Source organism: Pseudomonas sp. 2822-17, assembly GCF_002742485.1.
Lineage (GTDB): Bacteria > Pseudomonadota > Gammaproteobacteria > Pseudomonadales > Pseudomonadaceae > Aquipseudomonas > Aquipseudomonas cyclaminis.
In genome coordinates, this window is the sequence record NZ_LJRZ01000926.1 from 285,200 (window position 1) to 309,481 (window position 24,282).

A 24,282-nucleotide genomic window follows, 5' to 3' on the forward strand; every position below is an offset into this window, starting at 1 on the left:
CCATGAGATCGCGTGAAAACACCGGCATGGCCCTCGGCCTGCTGGGCGTCATCATCTTCAGCCTGACCCTGCCCTTCACCCGTATCGTGGTGCAGGAGATCCACCCGCTGCTCAACGGCCTGGGCCGTGCCTTGTTCGCGGCGGTCCCGGCGGCGGCGCTGTTGCTGTGGCGTCGCGAGCGCTGGCCCACCTGGCGCCAAGTGCGCGGGCTGTGCCTGGTGATCGCGGGCGTCATTCTTGGCTTTCCGGTGCTGTCGGCCTGGGCCATGCAAACCCTGCCGGCGTCCCATGGCGCGCTGGTCAACGGCCTGCAACCGCTGTGCGTGGCGCTGTATGCGGCGTGGCTGTCCCACGAGCGACCGTCCAAAGCCTTCTGGGCCTGCGCCGCATTGGGCAGTGCGTTGGTATTGAGTTATGCGTTGATCACCGGCGCCGGCAGTATCCAGGCGGGTGATTTGCTGATGCTCGGCGCGATTGCCGTGGGTGGCCTGGGGTATGCCGAAGGCGGCCGGTTGGCCAAGGAGATGGGCGGCTGGCAGGTGATCTGCTGGGCGTTGGTGCTGTCGACGCCGGTGTTGATCGGACCGGTGTGGTACCTGGCGGCGCAACATCAAGGCGCGATTTCCATGCGCACCTGGTGGGCGTTTGGCTATGTGTCGCTGTTCTCGCAGTTCCTGGGGTTCTTTGCCTGGTACGCCGGGTTGGCCATGGGCGGTATTGCGCGGGTCAGCCAGATTCAGCTGTTGCAGATCTTCTTCACCATCGCGTTTTCGGCGTTGTTCTTTGGGGAACATATCGAGCCGATTACGTGGGTGTTTGCGTGCGGGGTGATTGTGACGGTGATGCTGGGGCGCAGGACATCCGTGCAACCGGCCCCAGCGCCTAAACCGAGCACGGTCTAAATGTAGCAGGGGGCAAGCCCCCTCCCATATTGAGCAGTATTCAGGCCAGGTAGCCGTCGGCGCGCAGCAGGGTTTCCAGGCAGTGTTCGGTGATCTGGTAGAACGCCTTCAACTGCTGAATCTTCTCCAGCAACTGCGCATTGTCCACCGGCTCCGCGCGCTTGACCGCGAGGATCATCTTGTTCTTGTTGGTGTGGTCCAGGGAGATGAACTCAAACACCTTGGTCTCGTAACCACAGGCTTCAAGGAACAATGCGCGCAAACTGTCAGTGACCATTTCCGCCTGCTGGCCCAGGTGCAAACCGTATTGCAGCATCGGCTTGAGCAGTACCGGGCTCTGGATCTGCAAGCGGATCTGCTTATGGCAGCACGGCGAACACATGATGATCGACGCGCCGGAGCGGATGCCGGTGTGGATCGCATAGTCGGTGGCGATATCGCACGCGTGCAGCGCGATCATCACGTCCAGTTCGCTCGGCGCCACACTGCGTACATCGCCGCATTTGAACACCAGCCCCGGGTGTTCCAGGCGTGCGGCAGCGGTGTTGCACAGGGTCACCATGTCTTCGCGCAGTTCCACACCGGTAACTTCACCTTCGGCCTGGAGGGTGTTGCGCAGGTAATCGTGGATCGCAAACGTGAGGTAGCCCTTGCCCGAACCGAAGTCGGCAACGCGCACCGGTTGGTCCAGCTTGAGCGGTGACGAGGTCAGCGCATGGCTGAACACTTCAATGAACTTGTTGATCTGCTTCCACTTGCGCGACATCGATGGGATCAGCGCCTGCCTGGCGTCGGTCACGCCCAGGTCGGCGAGAAACGGCCGGCTCAGATCGAGGAAGCGATGCTTCTCGCGGTTATGCTCGGCCGAAGGTGCCTCACGCAGTTGCTGGGGCTTGCTTTTGAACAGCGAGCTTTTGTTCTTCTTGCTGTATTCCAACTGGGCTTCGTCGGTCAGCGACAGCAAATGCGCGTTCTTGAACGAGGCCGGCAGCAGCTCGGCAATCGCCGCCACGCCATCGGCCAACGGGAAGTTCTTGGTGATGTCGCGGGTCTTGTAGCGGTAGACGAAGGACAGGCACGCCTGCTCCTTGACCGTCACGGGCTTGACGATCAGCCGTTGCAGCTCGGCTTCCTCACCAACGTACTTGGCCAGCACCAGCTTGATAAAGGCGTTCTGCGCAAGGCTCGTGTCCAGCAGTTCGATGAACTGGGCGTGATGATCCGGCGCGGGGCTGGCAGGTTGAGCGGTGACGGACATGAACAAAAACGCCTCGGGCTAAGAATGCCGGGCATTTTAGGGGGGATAGAGGTTTAGGGCACGGGGTTATTTGACCAGTGGTCAACACAGATCCAAATGTGGGAGGGCAAGCCCCTTCCCACATTGTTGTTCAGCGGCGCCTGGGTTATTCGAGTACGACCAGACGGTTGGGCAGTTCATTCCGGGCTTGCGTCACCGGTACATGCACCTTCAACAACTCGCCACACGCTTCGATACAGGAGATGAACCCGGCCAACGTCTGCCCCTGCTTCACCTGCTGGGTAAAAGTCTTGACGATGGCATCCCAACTGCTGTCATCCAGGCGTTTGGAAATGCCGTCATCCACCAGGATTTCCACGTAACGCTCGGCCTCACACACAAAAATCAGCACACCGGTACTGCCCAATGTGTGGTGCAGGTTCTGCTCCAGAAACTGCCGGCGCGCCAGGTTGGACGCCCGCCAGTGGCGCACCGAGCGCGGAATCAGCCGCGTGGTCACCTTGGGCAAACGAAACACCAGGCACAGCACAATGAAGGTCAGCCACTGGGCCACTAACAAGGTGTACATGGTCAGGTAGCCCGACAGGTAATGCACCACACCCGGCACCACCAAGGCGATCAGGCTGGCCCACAACAACGGGATGTAGGCGTAATCGTCGGCACGCGCGGCCAGCACGGTGACCAGCTCGGCGTCGGTCTGTTGCTCGACCCGGGCAATCGCCTCGGCGACTTGGCGTTGCTCGTGTTCAGTCAGTAATGCCATGGTTGTACATGCTCTTTTCTAGTTATTGTCATCACCAGCCACCTGAAGCGCCGCCGCCGCCGAAACCGCCACCGCCGCCCCGGAAACCACCGCCGCCACCGCCTCCCCCGCCGCCGCGTCCGCTGCTGCTGAGAATAGCCAGCAAGATCGCGCCCACCGGCAGCCCCATACGGTTGCACAGCCACAACACGCCGATCAGCAAGATAAACAGGCCAATGGAAAACCCGGGATTATCCTTGGCAAAGTTGGCGTCCGCCACATGGGCCGGCACGGCCAATGGCTCACCACCAACCACCTGGATCATCGCGGCCACGCCATCGCTGATGCCCTGGCTGAAATGGCCGGTTTTGAATTTTGGAGTGATCACTTGATTGATGATGACCCACGACTGCGCATCGGTCAGCACGCCTTCCAGGCCATAGCCGACTTCGATGCGCAATGTGCGCTCATCGCGGGCGACGATCAACAGCGCGCCGTTGTCCTTGCCCTTCTGGCCGATGCCCCAGTGGCGGCCCAGTTGATAACCGAAGTCTTCAATGGGCACGCCTTGCAGGTCGGGCACGGTGACGACCACGATCTGGTCGCCGGACGTCTGCTCCAGCGCCTGCAACTGCTCGGTCAAGTGCGCGCGCACCGCCGGGTCGATCATCTGGGCGTTGTCCACCACCCGCCCGGTCAACTCCGGGAAGGTCAACGCCGCCTGGGCCGCCCCGACGCAGGCCAGCAGCCACAGCGCCAGGCCTATCCGTAATAAGCGCATCGGCTTACTTGAACTTCACTTGCGGCGCTTTATCGGCATCGGCACTGGTGGCTTCAAACGTCTGGCGGATCGGCAAGTCGCTGTACATCACGCTGTGCCACAGGCGACCTGGGAAGGTGCGGATCTCGGTGTTGTAGGCCTGGACGGCCTGGATAAAGTCGCGGCGGGCCACGGCGATACGGTTTTCGGTGCCTTCAAGCTGGGATTGCAGGGCCAGAAAGTTCTGGTTGGCCTTCAGGTCCGGGTAGCGCTCGGACACCACCATCAAACGGCTGAGGGCGCCGCTCAAACCGTCCTGGGCTTGCTGGAACTGCTTGAGCTTTTCGGGATTGTCGAGGGTGCTGGCATCCACTTGGATCGAGGTGGCCTTGGCCCGCGCTTCGATCACCGCAGTGAGGGTGTCTTGCTCATGGGCAGCGTAGCCTTTGACCACTTCCACCAGGTTGGGGATCAGGTCGGCGCGGCGTTGGTATTGGTTCTGCACCTGGCCCCAGGCGGCTTTGGCCTGTTCGTCCAGGGTGGGAATGGTGTTGATGCCGCAACCGCTCAGCACCGTGCTGATCAATAGCAAAGCCGCGGCCTTGACGCCCCAGCGGTAACCTTGTGCTGCTTGCATGGTGTTTCTCCTGAGCAATCTTGATGGAATGTGACGACTGACCCTATAAACCGCGCGCTTGGGGCATAATCCGCTCCCACTACTGGATTGCATCGAATCATTCAGCTAAAAAGATGCCCAGCGCAAATAAGAGTTCAGAAGTGTGGTGCATTTTCTGCAATAACACTCGAACAACACCATATGTTCCCCACATTTTGGCAGAACAGCGCCTGTTCGCTGTGCAGTGAGCCGAAAAAGGATATTCATGAAGAAGCTGTGTTTGCTCGGCCTTGTTGCCACGCTGGCCACCCACCCCGCCTGGGCAGAAACAAAGCCTGCTGCGCTTAAAGACAAGGACGCCTTTGTCAGCGACCTGCTCAAGCAGATGACGCTCGACGAGAAGATCGGCCAATTGCGCCTGATCAGCATCGGCCCCGAAATGCCCCGCGAGATGATCCGCAAGGAAATCGCCGCCGGCCGCATCGGCGGCACGTTCAACTCCATCACCCGCCCGGAAAACCGTCCGATGCAGGACGCGGCCATGCGCAGCCGCCTGAAGATCCCGATGTTCTTCGCCTATGACGTGATCCACGGCCACCGCACGATCTTCCCGATCAGCCTGGCCCTGGCCTCCAGCTGGGACATGGACGCCATCGGCCGCTCCGGGCGCATCGCCGCCCAGGAAGCCGCCGCCGACAGCCTCGACATCACTTTCGCGCCGATGGTCGATATCTCCCGTGACCCGCGCTGGGGCCGGACTTCCGAAGGTTTCGGCGAAGACACCTACCTCGTCTCACGCATTGCCGAAGTCATGGTCAAGGCCTTCCAGGGCGCCAGCCCCGCGAATGCCGACAGCATCATGGCCAGCGTCAAGCACTTCGCCCTGTACGGCGCGGTGGAAGGCGGCCGCGACTACAACGTGGTCGACATGAGCCCGGTCAAGATGTACCAGGACTACCTGCCGCCGTACCACGCGGCGATCAAGGCCGGTTCCGGCGGCGTGATGGTGGCGCTCAACTCGATCAACGGCGTGCCGGCCACCGCCAACACCTGGCTGATGAACGACCTGCTGCGCAAGGACTGGGGCTTCAAGGGCCTGGCCGTCAGCGACCACGGTGCGATCTTCGAACTGATCAAGCACGGCGTGGCCAAGGACGGGCGTGAAGCCGCCAAGCTGGCGATCAAGGCCGGCATCGACATGAGCATGAACGACTCGCTCTACGGCAAGGAATTGCCGGGGCTGCTCAAGTCCGGTGAGATCGAGCAAAGCGACATCGACAACGCGGTGCGCGAAGTGCTCGGCGCCAAGTACGACATGGGCCTGTTCAAGGACCCGTACCTGCGCATCGGCAAGGCCGAGGATGACCCGGCCGACACCTACGCCGACAGCCGCCTGCACCGCGCCGAGGCCCGTGACATCGCGCGCCGCAGCCTGGTCTTGCTGAAAAACCAGAACAACACCCTGCCACTGAAAAAATCCGCGACCATCGCCCTGGTCGGCCCGCTGGCCAAGGCGCCGATCGACATGATGGGCAGTTGGGCCGCAGCCGGTAAGCCGGAACAGTCGGTAACCCTGCTCGACGGTTTGAATGCGGTGATCGGCGAGAAAGGCAAGATCATCTACGCCCGTGGCGCCAACATCACCAACGACAAGGCCGTAGTCGACTACCTCAACTTCCTCAACTTCGATGCCCCGGAAGTGGTGGACGACAAGCGTGCGCCGCAGGTGCTGATCGATGAAGCGGTCAAAGCGGCCAAGGATGCCGACGTGATCGTCGCCGCCGTGGGCGAGTCCCGTGGCATGTCCCACGAATCCTCCAGCCGCACCGACCTGAATATCCCGCAAAGCCAGCGCGACCTGATCAAGGCGTTGAAGGCCACCGGCAAGCCGCTGGTACTGGTGCTGATGAACGGTCGCCCGCTGTCGATCCTGGAAGAGAACCAACAGGCCGACGCCATCCTGGAAACCTGGTTCGCCGGCACCGAAGGCGGCAACGCCATCGCCGACGTGCTGTTCGGCGACTACAACCCGTCGGGCAAACTGCCGATCACTTTCCCACGCTCCGTGGGGCAGATTCCGACTTACTACAACCACCTGACCATCGGCCGGCCGTTCACCCCAGGCAAACCGGGCAACTACACCTCGCAATACTTCGATGACACCACCGGGCCGCTGTTCCCGTTTGGGTATGGCCTGAGCTACACCACGTTCAGCCTGTCGGACATGGCGCTGTCGTCCACCACCCTGAACAAGACCGGCAAGCTCGACGCCAGCGTCACCGTGCAGAACACCGGCAAGGTCGACGGCGAAACCGTGGTGCAGCTGTATATCCAGGACGTGGCCGGCTCGATGATCCGCCCGATCAAGGAGCTGAAGAACTTCCAGAAAGTCATGCTCAAGGCTGGGGAAGAGCGCACCTTGCACTTCACCATCACCGAAGAGGATTTAAAGTTCTACAACACCCAGCTCAAGTTCGCGGCGGAACCGGGTGAATTCAATGTGCAGATCGGGCTGGATTCCCAGGATGTGCAGCAGCAGACCTTCGAACTGCTCTAAACCTTAAATGCGCTAAAAACTGTGGGAGGGGGCTTGCCCCCTCCCACATTTGGCCTCGTTGTTCTTGTCAGCCGCGTCGATCCAGCAGATTGACCACCAACCGATCCACCCAGCCCCACACTCGCTGCTTTACCCGCCGCCACAATGGCCGCGCCTTCCATGCTTGCAGGCTTACCGCCTGGCTCTGTGCAAAGTCCCGCTCGAAACTGCCCGCCACCGCCGCCGTCAATTGCGGGTCCAACGCTTCAAGGTTGGCTTCCAGGTTGAAGCGCAGGTTCCAGTGATCAAAATTGCACGAGCCGATGCTCACCCAGTCATCCACCAGCACCATTTTAAGGTGCAAAAAACACGGCTGGTATTCAAAGATCTGCACGCCCGAGCGCAACAAACGCGGGTAATAACGATGCCCGGCGTAACGCACGGACGGGTGATCGGTACGTGGGCCGGTCAGCAGCAAACGCACATCCACCCCGCGCCCAGCCGCCCGGCGCAAGGCACGGCGCACGCCCCAAGTGGGCAGGAAATACGGCGTAGCCAGCCAGATTCGCGTCTTGCTGTTGTTGAGTGCACGGATCAGCGATTGCAGGATGTCGCGGTGCTGACGGGCGTCGGCATATGCGACGCGGCCCAGACCCGGCCCGGTCGCCGGCACTTTGGGCAAGCGCGGCAAACCGAAATGGGTGGCGGGCTTCCATTCCCGGCGCGCCACGTTGGCGTGCCATTGGCGGTCGAACAGCGCCTGCCAGTCCTGCACCAACGGGCCGCTGATCTGCACCATCACTTCGTGCCATTCGGCGGTGTCTTCGCCCGGCGTCCAGAATTCATCGGTGACGCCGGTGCCGCCGACCACGGCGATGTTTTGGTCGATGAGCAGCAGCTTACGGTGGTCGCGGTACAGGTTACGCATCCAACGGCGCCAGCTCAGGCGATTGTAGAAACGCAGCGTCACACCCGCATCGGTCAAACGCTTGCGCAGCCCCAGGGTGAAGGCGAGGCTGCCGTAGTCATCGAACAGGCAACGCACCTGCACGCCGCGTTCGGCGGCCAGCACCAGCGCCTGCACCATGGCTTCGGCACAAGCGCCCGCCTCCACCAGGTACAACTCCAGATCCACCTGGCGCTCGGCGCGGGCAATGCCCACCAGCATCTGCGGGAAGAAATTCGGTCCGTCGATCAACAACTCGAAACGGTTGGCGCTGCGCCACGGGAACACTGCGCCGCTCACGTCAGCGCGCCGTGAAAATCAGCACCGCACCCACCGGCACCGACAAACTGATCGACTTGAGCCCCGCGGCTTCACGCAATGCCGCCACACCCGGCGCCAGGTCGAAATCCTCGGCGTGCAGTACCACAGGCTCCAGGGTCACTACCTGGAAGCGCCGGTCATCCAGGCGCGTGGCCAGCAATTCGGCGCTGTAGGTCTGGGTCTTGCCGTGCAAGGTCACGCTCAGCGGCAGGCGCAACTCCAACTGCGCGCCGGGGGCCAGGTCATTGATGGGTTGCAGATTGATCTCTGTACGGATCAGCGCATCGGGAAACGTCTTGATCTCGAACAGCTGGTTGCGCATGCGCTCGTCACGCAGCGGGATGCCGCTATTGACCGACTCCAGTTCCACTTCCACCTGCGCCGCGCCCTTGCTGTCGACCTTGCCGTGCAGCACCAGAAAGCGCTGCACTTCAGCGATTTCGGTGTTTTTGGTGGTGACAAAGGACAGCCGCGAGGATTCGTTATCCAGGTACCAATCGGCGTGGGCGGGGATAGCGGCGCAGGTCAGTAACGTGAAGGCCAGAGGTTTGACATTGAACATAAAGACTCGTGGGGCAAAAAACCTGCACGAACCTTAAGCGCATGTCAGGAACGGCGCAAATCCAAATGTGGGAGGGCGCTTGCCGGGTCAGGGTGTCAGGCGGCAGCCCTGCCGCTCCCCCAACCACCTGGCACTGTGCGTGCGCCCCAACCCACTCGCCGTCACTTCACTGCGCTCCGGGTTATCGCTGAATGCACTGGTCGGCACGTACTGCTTCACATAACCCCGGCAATAGTCGGCTGGATTGTTCGCCACATACCGGCACGAGCAGTACTCCTTGGCCGTGTACGCCGCGATGATGTCGGGGAAGGCTTGCAGGTTGACGCGCTCGTGCCAGATCCAGCCCAGCAGGGCTGCGACCAACAATAGAAACACGGTGGTAAACGGCCGACGACGGATCATGGCTGCACCGCCGCAAGCACGCGCTTGAGCAGTTCGTTGTGTTGGTAGCTGCCGTCGCGATCATCGCCGTAACGCACGATCACCAGGTGTTCGGCGGGCATCACGTACAGCGCCTGGCCCCAATGGCCGAGTGCGGCGAACGTGTCAGCCGGGGCGGCGGGCCAGGGTCGCGGGGTGCCTTGGTTCAGCCACCAATGACCGCCGGGCACGGCTTCGTCCTGGCCTGCTTGGTATTTGTCGAAAGGCTGGCGGTTGAAGGCGACCCAGTCTTCTGGCAGCAACTGTTGCTCGCCCCAACGACCGTTGCGCGCCATCAGCAAACCGATACGGGCCAAGTCGCGTGCAGTCAGGTAGGCATAGGACGAGGCGACGAATGTTTCATCGGCATCGGTTTCCCACGTGGCATTACGAATGCCCAGCGGTTTGAACAGCGCGTCCCACGGGTAGCTGATGTAAGCCTTGTGCCCGAGCATGCCTTTGAGTGCGGCGGATAAAATATTGCTGTCACCGCTGGAATAACGGAAGGCCTGGCCCGGCGCGCTGAACGATCCGGTGTTGGCGGCGAACTCGGCCATATCGGCGTGGCCACGGGTATAGAGCATCGCCACCACCGAGGATTTGAGCGGCGCGTATTCGTAGTCCTCCTGCCAGTCCAGGCCTGAGGCCCAGTGCAGCAGGTCGACCATGGTCACCGTGGGGTGTTGCTTCATCGGCGGGTAAAAACGCCACACAGGGTCAGTCAGTTTGAAGCGATTATCACCGTAGGCTATGCCCAGCACAGTGGCCATCAGGCTCTTGCTGATGGACCAGGTCAGGTGCGGCGTGTCGGCGGTGGTGGGCGCGGCGTAGCGTTCATAGATGATCTGGCCGTCGCGGATCACCAGCAGCGCATCGGTGCGAATGCCTTGGCGGGTGACATCGTCACGCGGCGGGAACGCGTAGGCGTCCAAGGCTTCGACGGCGGGCCCGGCAAGCGGCGTGCCCTTGGCCCAGTCCTTGTCTGGCCAGGTGTCGGCATAGGCGGTAACGGTGACGAACAGCAGGGCAACACACAGCAGGCCTCTGACCATGGACACAGACTCAAGGGGGCATTCAAGCCCGCGAGCCTAGCCGAGGGTGATGACAGATTTGCGACAGGAAGGGCTGTCATCCAAGCGTCACCATAACTTCATGGAGATGACACCGAGCCTACATAGCCTGAGTTTGGACAAACAAGTCGACCGGCCGAAAGGTGGCTGGCACTCGGAGATTCGCCATGACTCAGATCGCCCGCATCAGCGACACCGGCAATGAACGCCGTCTGCAAGCCGAACGCCTGGTTGGCGCACAAGCGTTGCAGGAAGCCCAGGCCCTGCGGTTCAACGTGTTCAGCGGCGAGTTCAACGCCAAGCTGAAAGGCGCGGAACACGGCCTGGACATGGATGACTATGATGTTCACTGCAGCCACATCGGCGTGCGGGATTTGAACAGCGGTCGACTCGTCGCCACTACCCGCTTGCTCGACCATCAGGCCGCCAGCACCTTGGGCCGGTTCTACAGTGAAGAAGAATTCAGCCTGCATGGCTTGCTGCACCTGCAGGGCCCGATCCTGGAAATCGGCCGCACCTGCGTCGATCCGGCCTACCGCAACGGCGGCACCATCGCCGTGCTGTGGGGCGAATTGGCCGAAGTGCTCAACCAGGGCGGCTACAGCTATCTGATGGGCTGCGCGAGCATCCCGATGCACGACGGCGGCATCCAGGCCCACGCGATCATGCAGCGCCTGCGCGAACGCTATCTGTGCAACGAACACTTGCGCGCCGAACCGAAAAAACCGCTGCCGGCGCTGGACCTGCCGTCCAACGTGATCGCCGAAATGCCACCGCTGCTCAAGGCCTACATGCGCCTGGGTGCGAAGATCTGCGGCGAGCCGTGCTGGGATGAAGATTTCCAGGTGGCCGACGTGTTCATCCTGCTCAAACGCGATAATTTGTGCCCGCGTTACGCGCGCCACTTCAAGGCGGCCATGTGATGAGCCGTTTGCGCGTGTACGGGCGCATCGCCCGCGTGCTGGTGGTGGTGGCGCTGGGCTTGAGCATGGCCAGTGTGTTCGGCGTGTTCGAGCGGCTGGGCATCGCCAACTCGATGGTGCGGCGTCAGCGTTGGTCGCGGTTTTTTATGGCGCGGCTGACCAACGCCCTGCCCTTTCGCGTGACGGTGCACGGTGAGTTACCAACGCAGCCGATGCTGTGGGTGAGTAATCACGTGTCCTGGACGGACATTCCGCTGCTGGGTGCGGTGGCGCCGATGTCGTTCCTGTCCAAGGCCGAAGTGCGCACCTGGCCGGTGGCGGGATGGTTGGCGGCCAAGGCCGGCAGCCTGTTTATCCGCCGTGGCTCGGGCGACAGCCAGTTGATCCGCAAGCAGATGACCCGCCATCTGGAGCAACAGCACCCGCTGCTGATGTTCCCCGAGGGCACCACCACTGACGGGCGTAGCCTGCGCACCTTCCACGGGCGCTTGCTGGCCAGTGCGATCGATGCGGATGTGGCGCTGCAACCGGTGGCAATTCGTTACCTGCGCGATGGGCAAGTAGACCCGCTGGCGCCGTTTATTGGCGATGACGATTTGTTGTCGCACCTGATGCGGTTGTTCGCCAATGATCAGGGCGATGTGGAGATTCACGTGCTCAAGCCGATTGCGTGCGCCGGGCAAGAACGCGCGGCATTGGCGTATCAGGCGCAGCAGGCGGTGCAGAAGGCGTTGTTTGGGCCGCTTCCAGAGGCTGAGCAAGTGGCGGTTCGACCAGCATTCGCCGCCTGATAGGAGCTAAACACGGTTCCAATGTGGGAGGGGGCTTGCTCCCGATAGCGGTGTATCAGTCAGCTCATCTATAACTGACCCACAGCTATCGGGGGCAAGCCCCCTCCCACATTTAGACCCCACTAATCAGTTGGGCTTGTGAAAAGGCTTGTAGCTCTGGGTAGAACTCACTGAAGTCTTTGCTCAGCGGCTCATACAGAATCCGCAATTCCCGCATCGCCTGCCCTAACTCCTCCGGCTGCGTCAGCCGCCGCGAAATCCCGCGCAACACCTGCTCCATCACCTCAAACTCACGGTACGAGCCCAGCCAGTCATCCGCTGCCATCCAGGGCGCAATCTGCGCCAGCCGCCCCGGCAACTGCGGCTCGGCCGCGAGCACGCGATACACCTGCGAAGTGAACTGCTCCAGCGGCTGATCGGCATACAACGTCCAATCCCGCGCCAGGCAATGATCGAAAAACACGTCGAGGACGATCCCCGCATAGCGCCTGCGGGTAAGGCTGAAACGCGACAACGCTTCGCCGACCAGCGCGTGGCTGTCGGTAAAGCGGTCGATGGAGCGATGCAACTGGATCGCCGACTCGATTTGCGGGCTGAACTGCCCTTGCAGGCGACCTTTGACGAAATCGCCATAGAGGCTGCCCAGCAGTTGTGCAGGAAGTTGGCCGCCCAGGTGCAGATGTGCGAGATAATTCATGGCGCGCAGTCTAGCACTGCCGTCAACGTATCGTTATAACCCGATATACCGATTTGACCTGTCCTCAGACCAAAATCATATTGGTATATCGAGATACAACGATTTAAGGTTCGCCTCATCGCGATATAACGCTTTACGACACCGAGCACCTGCCATGTCCATCGACCTCGACGAAATAATAAAAGCCCTGGCGCACCCAGTACGACGAGACATCCTCACCTGGCTGAAAGACCCGAAAGTGCAATTCCCCGAGCAACTGCACAACCACGAATACGGCATCTGTGCCGGGCAGATCGACCAGCGCTGCGGCTTGTCCCAGTCGACCGTGTCGGCCCACCTGGCCACCTTGCAACGGGCGGGCTTGATCAGCAGCCAGAAGGCCGGGCAGTGGCACTTTTTCAAACGCAACGAGGAAACCATCCAGGCCTTCCTCGCAGCGCTCACCACCGAACTCAGCGCTGACGACAACGCAGCGCTGTAACAAAGGAAACGCAAATGCCCCTCTCGCTACTCATCCTGGCCCTGAGCGCCTTCGCCATTGGCACCACCGAGTTCGTCATCATGGGCCTGTTGCCCGATGTGGCGGCGGACCTCGGTGTGTCGATTCCCGGCGCCGGCTGGCTGGTGACTGGTTACGCCCTGGGCGTGGCCATCGGCGCGCCGTTCATGGCACTGGCCACCGCCAAACTGCCACGCAAGGCGGCGCTGGTAGCGTTGATGGGCATCTTCATTATCGGCAACCTGCTCTGCGCCCTGGCCAGTGACTACAACGTGCTGATGTTTGCCCGCGTGGTCACCGCGTTGTGCCACGGTGCGTTTTTCGGGATCGGCTCGGTGGTGGCGGCCAACCTGGTGCCTGCCAACAAGCGGGCGTCCGCCGTGGCCTTGATGTTCACCGGTTTGACCCTGGCCAACGTGCTCGGTGTACCGCTGGGTACTGCGCTGGGCCAGGAAGCCGGCTGGCGCTCGACCTTCTGGGCGGTGACGGTGATTGGTGTGGCGGCGTTGATCGGCCTGATCCGCTTCCTGCCGGCCAAGCGCGACGAAGAAAAACTCGACATGCGCGCCGAACTGGCCGCCCTCAAAGGGGCCGGGATCTGGTTGTCGTTGAGCATGACCGCGCTGTTCGCCGCGTCCATGTTTACCCTCTTCACCTATGTGGCGCCGCTGCTCGGTGATGTCACCGGCGTGTCGCCCAAAGGCGTGACCTGGACCCTGCTGCTGATCGGTCTGGGCCTCACCGTGGGCAACATCATCGGCGGCAAGCTGGCGGACAAGCGTCTGGCCGCGACCTTGATCGGCGTGTTTATCAGCATGGCGGTGGTGTCCACGGCGCTGACCTGGACCAGCGTCGCCGTGATCCCGACTGAAATCACCCTGTTCCTGTGGGCCACCGCCTCGTTTGCTGCCGTGCCTGCGTTGCAGATCAACGTGGTGACCTTCGGCAAGGCCGCGCCAAACCTGGTGTCCACCTTGAACATCGGCGCCTTCAACATCGGCAACGCCCTTGGTGCCTGGGTCGGCGGCAGTGTGATTGCCCACGGCTTCGGCCTGACCAGCGTGCCATTGGCGGCAGCTGCCCTGGCCATCCTTGCGCTGGTAGTGACCCTGATTACTTTCCGCCAGGGCGGCGATGCCGACCTGGCCCCTGCGACCAACTGATCAACTTCAAAGAGAAAGGTGTATTCCCATGACGACTATTTTCGATCCGATCACACTGGGCGACCTGGAACTGTCGAACCGCATCATCATGGCGCCGCTGACCCGCTGCCGTGCCGATGAAGGCCGCGTACCCAACGCGCTGATGGCCGAGTACTACGTGCAACGTGCGTCCGCCGGGCTGATCCTCAGCGAAGCCACCTCCGTGACGCCGCTGGGCGTGGGCTACCCAGACACCCCAGGCATCTGGTCCAACGACCAGGTGCGTGGCTGGGCCAACGTCACCAAGGGGATTCATGGCGCGGGCGGCAAGATCTTCCTGCAACTGTGGCATGTGGGCCGCATCTCCCACGAGTCCTACCTGAACGGCGAAACGCCGGTGGCACCGAGCGCGATCCAGCCCAAGGGCCACGTCAGCCTGGTACGCCCACTGGCTGACTACCCGACCCCGCGCGCCCTGGAAACTGCAGAAATCGCCGACATCATCGACGCCTACCGCATCGGTGCCGAGAACGCCAAGGCCGCCGGCTTCGACGGCGTGGAAATCCACGGCGCCAACGGTTACCTGCTCGACCAGTTCCTTCAGAGCAGCACCAACAAGCGCACCGACCAGTACGGCGGCTCCCTGGAAAACCGTGCACGCCTGCTGCTGGAAGTGACCGACGCGGCCATCGAAGTCTGGGGCGCCGGCCGTGTGGGCGTGCATTTGGCACCGCGTGCCGATTCCCATGACATGGGCGACGATAACCTGGCAGAAACCTTCACCTACGTCGCCAGCGAATTGGGCAAACGTGGCATCGCGTTTATCTGCTCACGTGAAAAGGAAGGCGCGGACAGCCTCGGTCCACAACTGAAGAAAGCCTTCGGCGGCGTGTACATCGCCAACGAACGCTTTACCAAGGACAGGGCCAATGCGTGGCTGGCCGAAGGTAAAGCGGATGCGGTGGCCTGGGGTGTGCCGTTCATTGCCAACCCGGACCTGCCGGCACGCTTGAAGGCCGATGCGCCGCTGAACGAAGCACGTCCGGACACCTTCTATGGCAAGGGCCCGGTCGGCTACATCGATTACCCGACGCTGGCGCTGTAAAACCAAATGTGGGAGGGGGCTTGCCCCCGATGGCGGTGCATCAGTCACTATAGGTGTTGACTGACCCACTGCTATCGGGGGCAAGCCCCCTCCCACGTTTTTGACTGTCTGTAGCCTTGGGAAACATCGCTTCACAGAACCGCAACAAAATCCCTACAAAATACTTAGGCGGCTACCTATCAACCGCCCGCCAGCCCGTATATAAAGTCACCCCACCAATCAGGCAGAAGGACGATTGACTGTCCTTAGGCTTTACTGTTGACACACCCTGATGCAATTACGCATTTTGTTTCAATTGCGCAGGCTTGGGCTCAGACGCAGCATGTCTAGCCCTGCGTCTACCCAGCGTTCCGCTTCCTGATGCAATTGGAAGCTGTCGGGGACCAACAGCCACTGGCCAATCAGCCCATTGATGTAGGCATGAATGCACACGGCGCCGCGGGTGGTGTCGAGGTTTTCCGGCAGTTGCCCGCGATGGACCGCGTTACGCAGGGTCAGGCCGATGCGCAGGTTGCACTCCAGGCTATGGGTCTGACGTTGGCGCCGCATGTCGCACATTTCATCGGTGAATTCGCACTTATGAAACAAAATCTCATTGATGCGCCGGGTTTTCGGGTCCAGGGCCACTTGATGAAACAAATGAATCAGCAGCTTGCGCATGCAGCCCAGCGGGTCGAGTTCATCCTCGCTTTCACTGGCCCTGGCCAATTCATCCAGCGGCTCATGCAAGGTGTCGAGCAGCGCCTGCAACAGATCGGATTTGTTGCTGAAGTGCCAGTAAATAGCGCCCCGCGTCACACCGGCCAGCGCGGCGATGTCCGCCAGCGTCGTGCGTGCAACGCCGCGATCGTAAAAGGCTTGCTCGGCGGCTTGAAGAATTTGGCTGCGCGTTTCTTGAGCTTCCTCTTTAGTGCGACGAACCATGGCAGTAGAACCTCAATCAGGACACTTGAGACTATCGTTAACGCAACGTTAATAGACGCGAACGATCATCTGAATATTTGTGGGACGACACCGTCATGGGTGCCGAACGTAATGGAATCGAGGCTTCGGGCGTTGCTTTGTCAACATTCCACGCAGCCTGTCAAGAGTTTACAAACAACCATGAACGTAAGTATATTGCGTAGCAAGCTACTTATCCACTCACGGCTTGTTTTTTACCCTTCCACCCTTCTTGTGCGCACCCTGCGCGCCTGACCCGAGGATCTTCATGCAACTTAAGCCAGCTGTTACCGCTCTGGTCACTGCCGTCGCCCTGGCATCGCTGCTCAGCGGATGTAAAAAGGAAGAAGCGGCTCCGCCCGCTCAAATCCCTCAGGTCGGCGTCGTCACCATTCAACCGCAAGCCTATACCCTGACGTCCGAGCTGCCAGGCCGCACCACCGCCTACCGCATCGCGGAAGTTCGTCCTCAGGTCAACGGCATCATCCTCAAGCGCCTGTACAAAGAAGGCGCCGACGTGAAGGAAGGCCAACAGCTTTACCAGATCGACCCGTCGGTCTATGAAGCCACGCTCAAAAGCGCACAAGCGACGCTGACCCAGACCAAGTCGATCACCGATCGCTACAAACAGTTGGTGGATGAACAAGCCGTCAGCCGTCAGGAATACGACACCGCCGTCGCTAACCGCATGACTGCCGAAGCAAACGTTCAAACCGCCCAGATCAACGTGCGCTACACCAAGGTCTACGCGCCGATTTCCGGGCGTATCGGCCGTTCTGCCGTCACCGAAGGCGCGCTGGTCAGCAATGGCCAGGCCGATGCCATGGCCGTAATCCAGCAACTGGACCCGATCTACGTCGACGTCACGCAGTCTTCCGCTGAAATGCTGAAACTGCGCCGTGACCTGGAAAGCGGTCAGCTGGAAAAAGCCGGCGCCAATGCCGCCAAGGTCAAGCTGACCCTGGAAGACGGCACCGACTACGGTCAGGAAGGCAAACTTGAGTTCTCCGAAGTGTCGGTCGACCAGACCACCGGTTCCGTGACCCTGCGCGCTGTGTTCCCCAACCCTGACCACACCCTGCTGCCGGGCATGTTTGTTCACGCCCAACTGCAAGCCGGTGTGAACAGCAAGGCGATCCTGGCACCGCAGCAAGGCGTGACCCGTGACATCAAGGGCATCCCGACCGCGCTGGTGGTGAACAAAGACAACAAGGTCGAGCAACGCACCCTGGTGGCCAACCGTACCGACGGCGCCTACTGGCTGGTGGAAAAAGGCCTGAACGCCGGTGACCGCGTGATCACCGAAGGCCTGCAATTCATCAAGCCGGGCATCGAAGTCAAGGTCAAGGACGCTGACAACGCCAAGCCCGCAGGTTCCGCTGCTGCTGCTCCTGCTGCCGCTGCCGGCAAAGGGGAGTAATCCATGTCGAAATTTTTTATCGACCGTCCCATTTTCGCCTGGGTAATTGCCCTGGTGATCATGCTGGTCGGGGCACTGTCGATTCTGAAGTTGCCCATCAACCAATACCCGGCCATTGCGCCAACCGCCATCGACATCCAGGTGACCTACCCAGGCGCGTCCGCACAAACCGTGCAGGACACCGTGGTGCAGGTCATCGAGCAACAGCTCAACGGTATCGACAACCTGCGTTATGTCGCCTCGGACAGTAACTCCGACGGCAGCATGACCATCACCGCGACGTTCAACCAGGGTACCAACCCGGACATCGCCCAGGTCCAGGTGCAGAACAAGCTGAACCTGGCGACCCCGCTGCTGCCGCAAGAAGTGCAGCAACAGGGTATCCGTGTGACCAAGTCGGTGAAGAACTTCCTGATGGTGATCGGTCTGGTGTCGGAAGACGGCAGCATGACCAAGGACGACCTTTCCAACTACATCGTGTCCAACATCCAGGACCCGATCTCGCGTACTGCGGGTGTCGGTGACTTCCAGGTGTTTGGTTCGCAGTACGCCATGCGTATCTGGCTGGACCCAGGCAAGCTGAACAACTACCAGTTGACCCCGGTCGACGTCAGCACCGCCATCTCGGCACAGAACGTACAGGTGGCCACCGGTCAACTGGGCGGCCTGCCTGCCCTGCCCGGCACCCAACTGAACGCGACCATCATCGGCAAGACCCGCCTGCAAACCGCAGAAGAGTTCGGCAAGATCCTGATGAAGGTCAACGTCGATGGCTCGCAGGTGCGTCTGCGTGACATCGCGCGTATCGAACTGGGCGGCCAGAACTACAGCATCAGTGCACAGTTCAACGGCAAGCCGGCTTCCGGCATGGCGATCAAGCTCGCCTCGGGCGCCAACGCCCTGGACACCGCCAAGGCCATCCGTGCGACCGTGGCATCCCTGGAACCGTTCTTCCCGCCAGGCATGAAGGCGGTGGTGCCGTATGACACCACCCCTGTGGTGACCGAATCGATCTCCGGCGTGGTGCACACCCTGGTCGAAGCGATCGTGCTGGTGTTCCTGGTGATGTTCCTGTTCCTGCAGAACTTCCGCGCCACCATCATCACCACCATGACTGTACCAGTGGTATTGCTGGGCACCTTCGGGATCCTGGCGGCGTTCGGTTTCACCATCAACACCTTGACCATGTTCGGCATGATCCTCGCCATCGGCTTGCTGGTGGACGATGCCATCGTCGTGGTGGAAAACGTCGAGCGGGTCATGGCCGAGGAACACCTGTCGCCGAAAGAGGCGACGGTCAAGTCCATGGGCCAGATCCAGGGCGCCCTGGTGGGTATTGCCCTGGTGCTGTCGGCGGTACTGTTGCCGATGGCGTTCTTCGGTGGTTCCACCGGTGTGATCTACAAACAGTTCTCCATCACCATCGTTTCGGCCATGGCGTTGTCGGTACTGGTTGCCCTGATCTTCACCCCGGCGCTCTGCGCCACCATGCTCAAACCCATCGATCCCGAGAAACACGGCCAACCCAAGCGTGGTTTCTTCGGCTGGTTCAACCGCACCTTCGACCGTGGCGTCATCAGCTACGAGCGCGGCGTGGGCAACATGATCAAGCACAAATTCCCTGCGTTCTTTGTGTACCTGATCATCGTCGTCGGCATGATCTGGTTGTTCACCCGCATTCCAAGCGCGTTCCTGCCCGAGGAAGACCAGGGTGTGATCTTTGCCCAGGTGCAGACGCCGGTCGGTTCGTCGGCTGAACGTACGCAAAAAGTCATCGACGACATGCGTGCCTTCCTGCTCAACGACAAAGAAGGCGAGCCAGGCGAAGGCAAGGCTGTGAAATCGGTGTTTACCGTCAACGGCTTCAACTTCGCCGGCCGTGGCCAGAGCTCGGGCCTTGCGTTCGTGATGCTCAAGCCATGGGATGAGCGCGACGCTTCGCAGTCGGTATTCGAAGTGGCCAAGCGTGCCCAGGGTTACTTCTTCGGGGCCTTCAAGGACGCCATGGTCTTCGCCATCGTGCCGCCTTCGGTTCTGGAATTGGGTAACGCCACCGGTTTCGACGTGTTCCTGCAAGACCAGGGCGGTGTCGGCCACGAGAAGCTGATGGAGGCGCGTAACCAGTTCCTCGGCATGGCGGCCCAGAGCAAGATTCTGGCCGGTGTACGCCCCAACGGCGTGAACGATGAGCCGCAGTACGAGCTCACCGTCGACGACGAGAAGGCCAGTGCCCAAGGCATTACGCTGTCGAGCATCAACCAGACCCTGGCGATTGCCCTGGGTGGCAGCTACGTCAACGACTTCATCGACCGTGGTCGCGTGAAGAAGGTGTACGTGCAGGGTGAGGCCGCTGGCCGTATGTCCCCTGAAGACCTGAACAAGTGGTTCGTGCGCAGCGACTCCGGGAAGATGGTGCCGTTGTCGGCTATCTCGTCGGGCAAGTGGATCTACGGTTCGCCGAAGCTCTCGCGCTACAACGGTGTAGCGGCGATGGAAATCCTCGGTACCCCGGCTCCGGGCTACAGCACCGGTGATGCCATGGCTGAAGTCGAACGCATCGCCAAGCAACTGCCGGCGGGCGTGGGCTATGCCTGGACGGGCCTGTCGTACGAAGAACGTCTGTCCGGCTCCCAGGCACCTGCGTTGTACGCCTTGTCGCTGCTGGTGGTGTTCCTGTGCCTCGCGGCCTTGTACGAAAGCTGGTCGATCCCGATTGCAGTTGTTCTCGTGGTGCCGTTGGGTGTGGTGGGTGCGTTGATCGCCACCAGCATGCGCGGCTTGTCCAACGACGTGTTCTTCCAGGTGGGCTTGCTGGTGACGGTGGGCCTGGCGGCGAAAAACGCCATCCTGATCGTCGAGTTCGCCAAAGAGCTGCATGAACAAGGCAAGGGCATTGTCGAGTCGGCCATCGAAGCCTCCCGCATGCGTCTGCGCCCGATCATCATGACCTCCATGGCGTTCGTCCTCGGCGTACTGCCGCTGGCGATCTCCTCGGGCGCCGGTTCAGGCAGCCAGCACGCCATCGGTACCGGCGTGATTGGCGGTATGATCACGGCCACTGTCCTGGCGATCTTCTGGGTGCCACTGTTCTTTGCAACCGTGTCCGCCGCGGGCGAGCGTAAAAAGACTGAACCTAAGCAAACTCCTAAAGAGGCTGGCCAATGAGCAAGTCGCTACTTTCCCTAGCCGTCACCGCCTTCGTGCTCAGTGGCTGCTCGCTGATACCTGACTACCAGCGCCCCGAAGCGCCGGTGGCGGCACAGTTCCCGCAGGGGCCGGCGTATTCGCCAGCCCAGGCGCCGAACCAGGCGGCTGCCGAGCAAGGCTGGAGGCAGTTTTTCCATGACCCGGCCCTGCAACAGCTGATCAAGACCGCGCTGGAAAACAACCGTGACCTGCGCGTTGCGGCGCTGAACATCGATGCCTATGCCGCGCAGTACCAGATCCAGCGCGCCGACCTGTTCCCGGCCGTCTCGGCCACGGGCAGCGGCAGCCGTTCGCGTACACCGGCCAAGCTGTCGCAGACCGGTGAGGCGACCATCGCCAGCCAGTACTCGGCAGGCTTGGGGATCAGCTCCTACGAGCTGGACCTGTTCGGGCGTGTCCGCAGCCTGAGTGAAGAAGCGCTGCAGAAATACTTCGCTACCGAAGAAGCGCGCCGCAGCACCCAGATCAGCCTGGTAGCCAGTGTGGCCAACGCCTACCTGACCTGGCAGGCCGACAAGGAGCTGCTCAAGCTCACCCAGGACACCCTGGGCGCGTTCGAGCAGAGCTTCAAACTGACCTCGCGCAGCAACGAAGTCGGCGTGGCCTCGGCACTTGACCTGAGCCAGGCGCGCACCTCGGTGGAAAACGCCCGCGTGCAACTGGCGCGTTACACCCGCCAGGTGGCCCAGGACGAAAACAACCTGACCCTGCTGCTGGGCACCGGCCTGCCGGCGAATATCGCCAGCCAGCCGCTGTCGGATGACCTGCTCAGCGACGTGCCGGCCGGGCTGCCATCGGACCTGCTGCAACGTCGTCCTGACATCGTGCAGGCCGAGTACAACCTCAAGGCGGCCAACGCCAACATCGGCGCGGCCCGTGCCGCGTTCTTCCCGAGCATCACCCTGACGGCCAGTGCTGGCACCGCCAGCCCAACCTTGGGTGGTCTGTTCAAAGGCGGTTCGGGCACTTGGTCGTTTGCACCGCAGATCAACATCCCGATCTTCAACGCCGGTAGCCTGCGCGCCAGCCTGGACTACTCGAAGATCCAGAAAGAGATCAACGTGGCGAACTACGAGAAGGCCATCCAGACCGGCTTCCAGGAAGTCTCCGACGGCCTCGCCGCACGTGAGACCTACAAGCAGCAACTGGACGCCCAGCGCGGTTTCGTCGAGGCCAACCAGGATTACTACCGCCTGGCTGAGCGTCGCTACCGTATTGGTGTCGACAGCAACCTGACCTTCCTCGACGCCCAGCGCCAGCTGTTCAGTGCCCAGCAATCGCTGATCACCGACCGCCTGGCACAGTTGACCAGCGAGGTCACCCTGTACAAGGCCCTCGGCGGCGGCTGGAACGAGCAGACGGCGAAGAATGAGCCGTTGAAAGAAGAAGCGCCGGCGTTGAAGTTGTTCTGATCACGCTGCAGTAAAGAAAAAACCGCCTCCCTTACAGGAGGCGGTTTTTTTATGTCCATAGTGGCGAGCGGGCTCACCACAAAACGCCCTGTCGCCTTGCTTTCGCGTCAACCTTTCAGGGTAAAATTGGTCACAGATTCTTACAGACCACAGAGGGAGCTTGTCGTAATGATCGTAGGAATCGACCTGGGAACCACCAACAGCCTCGCCGCCGTCTGGCGCGGCGACGCCGCCGAACTGGTGCCCAATGCCCTTGGCCAGTTGCTGACCCCAAGCGTGGTCGGGCTGGATGATCAAGGCCGTATCCTGGTCGGCCAGGCCGCCAAAGAGCGCCTGCACACCCACCCGCACCTGACCACGTCGCTGTTCAAGCGCTACATGGGCAGCGCCACTGAGGTGCGCCTGGGTGATCGCTCGTTCCGCCCCGAAGAACTCTCGGCGCTGGTGCTCAAGAGCCTCAAGGAAGACATCGAGCGCACCTACGGCCATACCGTCACCGAAGCCGTGATCAGCGTGCCGGCCTACTTCAGCGACGGCCAACGCAAAGCCACGCGCATCGCCGGTGAACTGGCGGGGCTCAACGTTGAAAAACTGATCAACGAACCCACCGCCGCCGCCCTCGCCTACGGCCTGCATCAGCGCGACAAAGAAACCTCGTTCCTGGTCTTCGACCTCGGCGGCGGCACCTTTGACGTGTCGATCATCGAGCTGTTCGACGGGGTGATGGAAGTGCGCGCCAGCGCCGGCGACAACTTCCTCGGTGGCGAAGACTTCGACACCTTGCTGCTGGAACACTTCGTCGAGAGCCAGCGCAACAGCGCCGGTTTTCCGCCCACCAACAGTGTGCTGCAAGCCCTGCGCCGCGAAGCCGAGCGCGTGCGCAAGGCCCTCGGCCAGGACGACAGCGCCGAGTTCGCCCTGCGGGTCGATGGCCAGCAATGGGTGCAGACCATCACCCAACAGGACATGGCCAAGCTCTACACGCCACTGCTGGAACGCCTGCGCGCCCCGATTGAACGCGCCCTGCGCGATGCGCGGATTCGCGTCAGCGACCTCGATGAAATCCTGCTGGTGGGCGGCACCACACGCATGCCGCTGGTGCGCAAACTCGCCGCCGGGTTGTTCGGGCGCTTTCCGTCCATCAGCCTTGACCCCGACCAGGTGGTCGCCCACGGCGCGGCGATCCAGGCGGCGCTCAAAGCCCGTTCCGCCGCGCTTGAAGAAGTGGTGCTGACCGACGTGTGCCCCTACACCCTGGGCATCGAAACCTCGAACCAATACGGCGGCCATATCGAAAGCGGCCATTACCTGCCGTTGATCGAACGCAACAGCAGCGTGCCGGTGAGTCGGGTCAAAAGCGTAGTGACACTGCACGACAACCAGAGCCAGGTGCTGCTGAAAATCTACCAAGGCGAAAGCCGCCTGGTGAAAGACAACATCGAACTGGGCCAACTGGACATCGCGGTGCCCAAGCGCAAGGCCGGTGAAGTCTCGCTGGATGTGCGCTTCACCTACGACAACAACGGTCTGCTGGAAGCCCAGGTGAGCATCCCGCTGACCGGCGAGCAGCACTCCCTGGTGATCGAGAACAACCCCGGCGTGCTCAGCCCGCAAGAGATTCAGCAACGCCTGCAAGCGCTGGCGCAGTTGAAGGTTCACCCACGCGATCAGCAGGTCAACACGGTGCTGACTGCGCGCCTCGAACGGCTCTATCAGGAAAACCTCGGCGAGCTGCGCGAGCAGCTCGGCCACTGGGCCGCGCAGTTCCAGCAGATCCTCGACACCCAGGACGAACGCCGCATCCGTGAAGCCCGCAGTGAACTGACCCGGCAACTTGAGCAACTCGACAATGGATCGTGGCGCTGAGGGAAAGGCGCTGTAGTCATTCGCTGGCGTCATAAATGCCGTCCATGATTATCAATTTCATGGACGGCCTGTGTGCTCACACGAGCAACCTATCCCGAGCGTTTATCCGCTCAAAGTCGTTCGATCACCGCCCAAAACCCGCCGA

21 protein-coding genes are annotated in these 24,282 nt (G+C 61.4%); 11 read left to right on the forward strand and 10 right to left on the reverse strand.

Translation table 11 applies throughout. From position 1 onward, the window contains the following. Nucleotides 1-2: 2 nt before the first annotated feature. Complete coding sequence (locus AOA60_RS31210; protein ID WP_099587544.1) at nucleotides 3-902, forward strand: DMT family transporter; 900 nt, start codon at nucleotides 3-5, stop codon at nucleotides 900-902. A gap of 40 nt (nucleotides 903-942) precedes the next feature. On the opposite strand, the gene AOA60_RS31215 is transcribed toward AOA60_RS31210, so the two are convergent. The 4 genes from AOA60_RS31215 to AOA60_RS31230 form a co-directional block, all read right to left on the reverse strand. After that, on the reverse strand, nucleotides 943-2,160 hold the full coding sequence (locus AOA60_RS31215) for an SAM-dependent methyltransferase (RefSeq protein ID WP_099587545.1): 1,218 nt from the start codon (nucleotides 2,158-2,160) through the stop codon (nucleotides 943-945). A 145-nt stretch (nucleotides 2,161-2,305) separates the two neighbouring features. Next, a complete protein-coding gene (locus AOA60_RS31220) occupies nucleotides 2,306-2,923 on the reverse strand; it encodes a TPM domain-containing protein (RefSeq protein WP_099587546.1) in 618 nt (205 codons plus the stop codon). Nucleotides 2,924-2,954: 31 nt separating this feature from the next. Then, nucleotides 2,955-3,683, reverse strand: coding sequence for a YgcG family protein (locus tag AOA60_RS34200; protein WP_099587547.1), 729 nt, complete (start codon nucleotides 3,681-3,683; stop codon nucleotides 2,955-2,957). Between the two features lie 4 nt (nucleotides 3,684-3,687). Beyond that, on the reverse strand, nucleotides 3,688-4,299 hold the full coding sequence (locus AOA60_RS31230) for a LemA family protein (protein WP_099587548.1): 612 nt from the start codon (nucleotides 4,297-4,299) through the stop codon (nucleotides 3,688-3,690). A 244-nt stretch (nucleotides 4,300-4,543) separates the two neighbouring features. Here AOA60_RS31230 and bglX point away from each other — a divergent pair, with 244 nt between their 5' ends. Beyond that, nucleotides 4,544-6,835 carry a beta-glucosidase BglX gene (bglX, locus tag AOA60_RS31235; RefSeq protein WP_099587549.1) on the forward strand — a complete coding sequence of 764 codons (2,292 nt, stop codon included), beginning with the start codon at nucleotides 4,544-4,546 and terminating at the stop codon, nucleotides 6,833-6,835. Between the two features lie 67 nt (nucleotides 6,836-6,902). Here bglX and AOA60_RS31240 read toward each other — a convergent pair whose 3' ends face one another. The 4 genes from AOA60_RS31240 to AOA60_RS31255 all read right to left on the reverse strand — a co-directional run bounded on the left by AOA60_RS31240 (nucleotide 6,903) and on the right by AOA60_RS31255 (nucleotide 10,115). Further along, nucleotides 6,903-8,060 (reverse strand): phosphatidylserine/phosphatidylglycerophosphate/cardiolipin synthase family protein, encoded by a 1,158-nt coding sequence (locus AOA60_RS31240; RefSeq protein WP_099587550.1) that lies wholly within the window; start codon nucleotides 8,058-8,060, stop codon nucleotides 6,903-6,905. A 1-nt stretch (nucleotide 8,061) separates the two neighbouring features. After that, nucleotides 8,062-8,643 (reverse strand): YceI family protein, encoded by a 582-nt coding sequence (locus tag AOA60_RS31245; RefSeq protein ID WP_099587551.1) that lies wholly within the window; start codon nucleotides 8,641-8,643, stop codon nucleotides 8,062-8,064. 87 nt (nucleotides 8,644-8,730) lie between these two features. Beyond that, on the reverse strand, nucleotides 8,731-9,045 hold the full coding sequence (locus AOA60_RS31250; protein WP_099587552.1) for an amidase: 315 nt from the start codon (nucleotides 9,043-9,045) through the stop codon (nucleotides 8,731-8,733). Next, entirely contained in the window at nucleotides 9,042-10,115 is a 1,074-nt protein-coding gene (locus AOA60_RS31255) for a serine hydrolase (protein ID WP_099587553.1), read from the reverse strand. The genes AOA60_RS31250 and AOA60_RS31255 overlap by 4 nt, the downstream gene beginning before the upstream one ends. 185 nt (nucleotides 10,116-10,300) lie before the next feature. Here AOA60_RS31255 and olsB point away from each other — a divergent pair, with 185 nt between their 5' ends. Next, nucleotides 10,301-11,056 (forward strand): L-ornithine N(alpha)-acyltransferase, encoded by a 756-nt coding sequence (olsB, locus tag AOA60_RS31260; RefSeq protein ID WP_099587554.1) that lies wholly within the window; start codon nucleotides 10,301-10,303, stop codon nucleotides 11,054-11,056. Continuing rightward, nucleotides 11,056-11,847, forward strand: a complete 792-nt coding sequence (locus tag AOA60_RS31265; RefSeq protein WP_099587555.1) for a lysophospholipid acyltransferase family protein — start codon at nucleotides 11,056-11,058, stop codon at nucleotides 11,845-11,847. The genes olsB and AOA60_RS31265 overlap by 1 nt, the downstream gene beginning before the upstream one ends. A gap of 112 nt (nucleotides 11,848-11,959) precedes the next feature. Here the strand turns inward: AOA60_RS31265 and AOA60_RS31270 are convergent, their stop codons facing one another. Then, the gene (locus tag AOA60_RS31270; protein WP_099587556.1) at nucleotides 11,960-12,544 is read right to left on the reverse strand and encodes an ACP phosphodiesterase; all 585 of its coding nucleotides are present in this window, start codon (nucleotides 12,542-12,544) and stop codon (nucleotides 11,960-11,962) included. Nucleotides 12,545-12,698: 154 nt separating this feature from the next. Here AOA60_RS31270 and AOA60_RS31275 point away from each other — a divergent pair, with 154 nt between their 5' ends. Genes AOA60_RS31275 through AOA60_RS31285 form a run of 3 tightly spaced genes read left to right on the forward strand, consistent with a single transcriptional unit; the run spans nucleotide 12,699 to nucleotide 15,290 of the window. Beyond that, nucleotides 12,699-13,025 carry a helix-turn-helix transcriptional regulator gene (locus AOA60_RS31275; protein WP_012722694.1) on the forward strand — a complete coding sequence of 109 codons (327 nt, stop codon included), beginning with the start codon at nucleotides 12,699-12,701 and terminating at the stop codon, nucleotides 13,023-13,025. Nucleotides 13,026-13,039: 14 nt separating this feature from the next. Beyond that, the gene (locus AOA60_RS31280; RefSeq protein ID WP_099587557.1) at nucleotides 13,040-14,206 is read left to right on the forward strand and encodes an MFS transporter; all 1,167 of its coding nucleotides are present in this window, start codon (nucleotides 13,040-13,042) and stop codon (nucleotides 14,204-14,206) included. A gap of 28 nt (nucleotides 14,207-14,234) precedes the next feature. Further along, on the forward strand, nucleotides 14,235-15,290 hold the full coding sequence (locus tag AOA60_RS31285; protein WP_099587558.1) for an alkene reductase: 1,056 nt from the start codon (nucleotides 14,235-14,237) through the stop codon (nucleotides 15,288-15,290). 291 nt (nucleotides 15,291-15,581) lie between these two features. Here the strand turns inward: AOA60_RS31285 and AOA60_RS31290 are convergent, their stop codons facing one another. Next, a complete protein-coding gene (locus tag AOA60_RS31290) occupies nucleotides 15,582-16,214 on the reverse strand; it encodes a TetR family transcriptional regulator (RefSeq protein ID WP_099587559.1) in 633 nt (210 codons plus the stop codon). Between the two features lie 286 nt (nucleotides 16,215-16,500). On the opposite strand from AOA60_RS31290, the gene AOA60_RS31295 reads away from it, so the two are divergent. The 4 genes from AOA60_RS31295 to AOA60_RS31310 all read left to right on the forward strand — a co-directional run bounded on the left by AOA60_RS31295 (nucleotide 16,501) and on the right by AOA60_RS31310 (nucleotide 24,137). After that, entirely contained in the window at nucleotides 16,501-17,652 is a 1,152-nt protein-coding gene (locus tag AOA60_RS31295; protein WP_099587560.1) for an efflux RND transporter periplasmic adaptor subunit, read from the forward strand. A gap of 3 nt (nucleotides 17,653-17,655) precedes the next feature. Continuing rightward, entirely contained in the window at nucleotides 17,656-20,817 is a 3,162-nt protein-coding gene (locus AOA60_RS31300) for an efflux RND transporter permease subunit (RefSeq protein ID WP_099587561.1), read from the forward strand. Then, nucleotides 20,814-22,271 (forward strand): AdeC/AdeK/OprM family multidrug efflux complex outer membrane factor, encoded by a 1,458-nt coding sequence (gene adeC, locus AOA60_RS31305; RefSeq protein ID WP_099587562.1) that lies wholly within the window; start codon nucleotides 20,814-20,816, stop codon nucleotides 22,269-22,271. Before AOA60_RS31300 ends, adeC begins: the two co-directional genes overlap by 4 nt. A gap of 168 nt (nucleotides 22,272-22,439) precedes the next feature. After that, nucleotides 22,440-24,137: a molecular chaperone HscC gene (locus tag AOA60_RS31310; RefSeq protein ID WP_099587563.1), complete on the forward strand. Its 1,698-nt coding sequence runs from the start codon at nucleotides 22,440-22,442 to the stop codon at nucleotides 24,135-24,137. Nucleotides 24,138-24,282 lie beyond the last annotated feature (145 nt).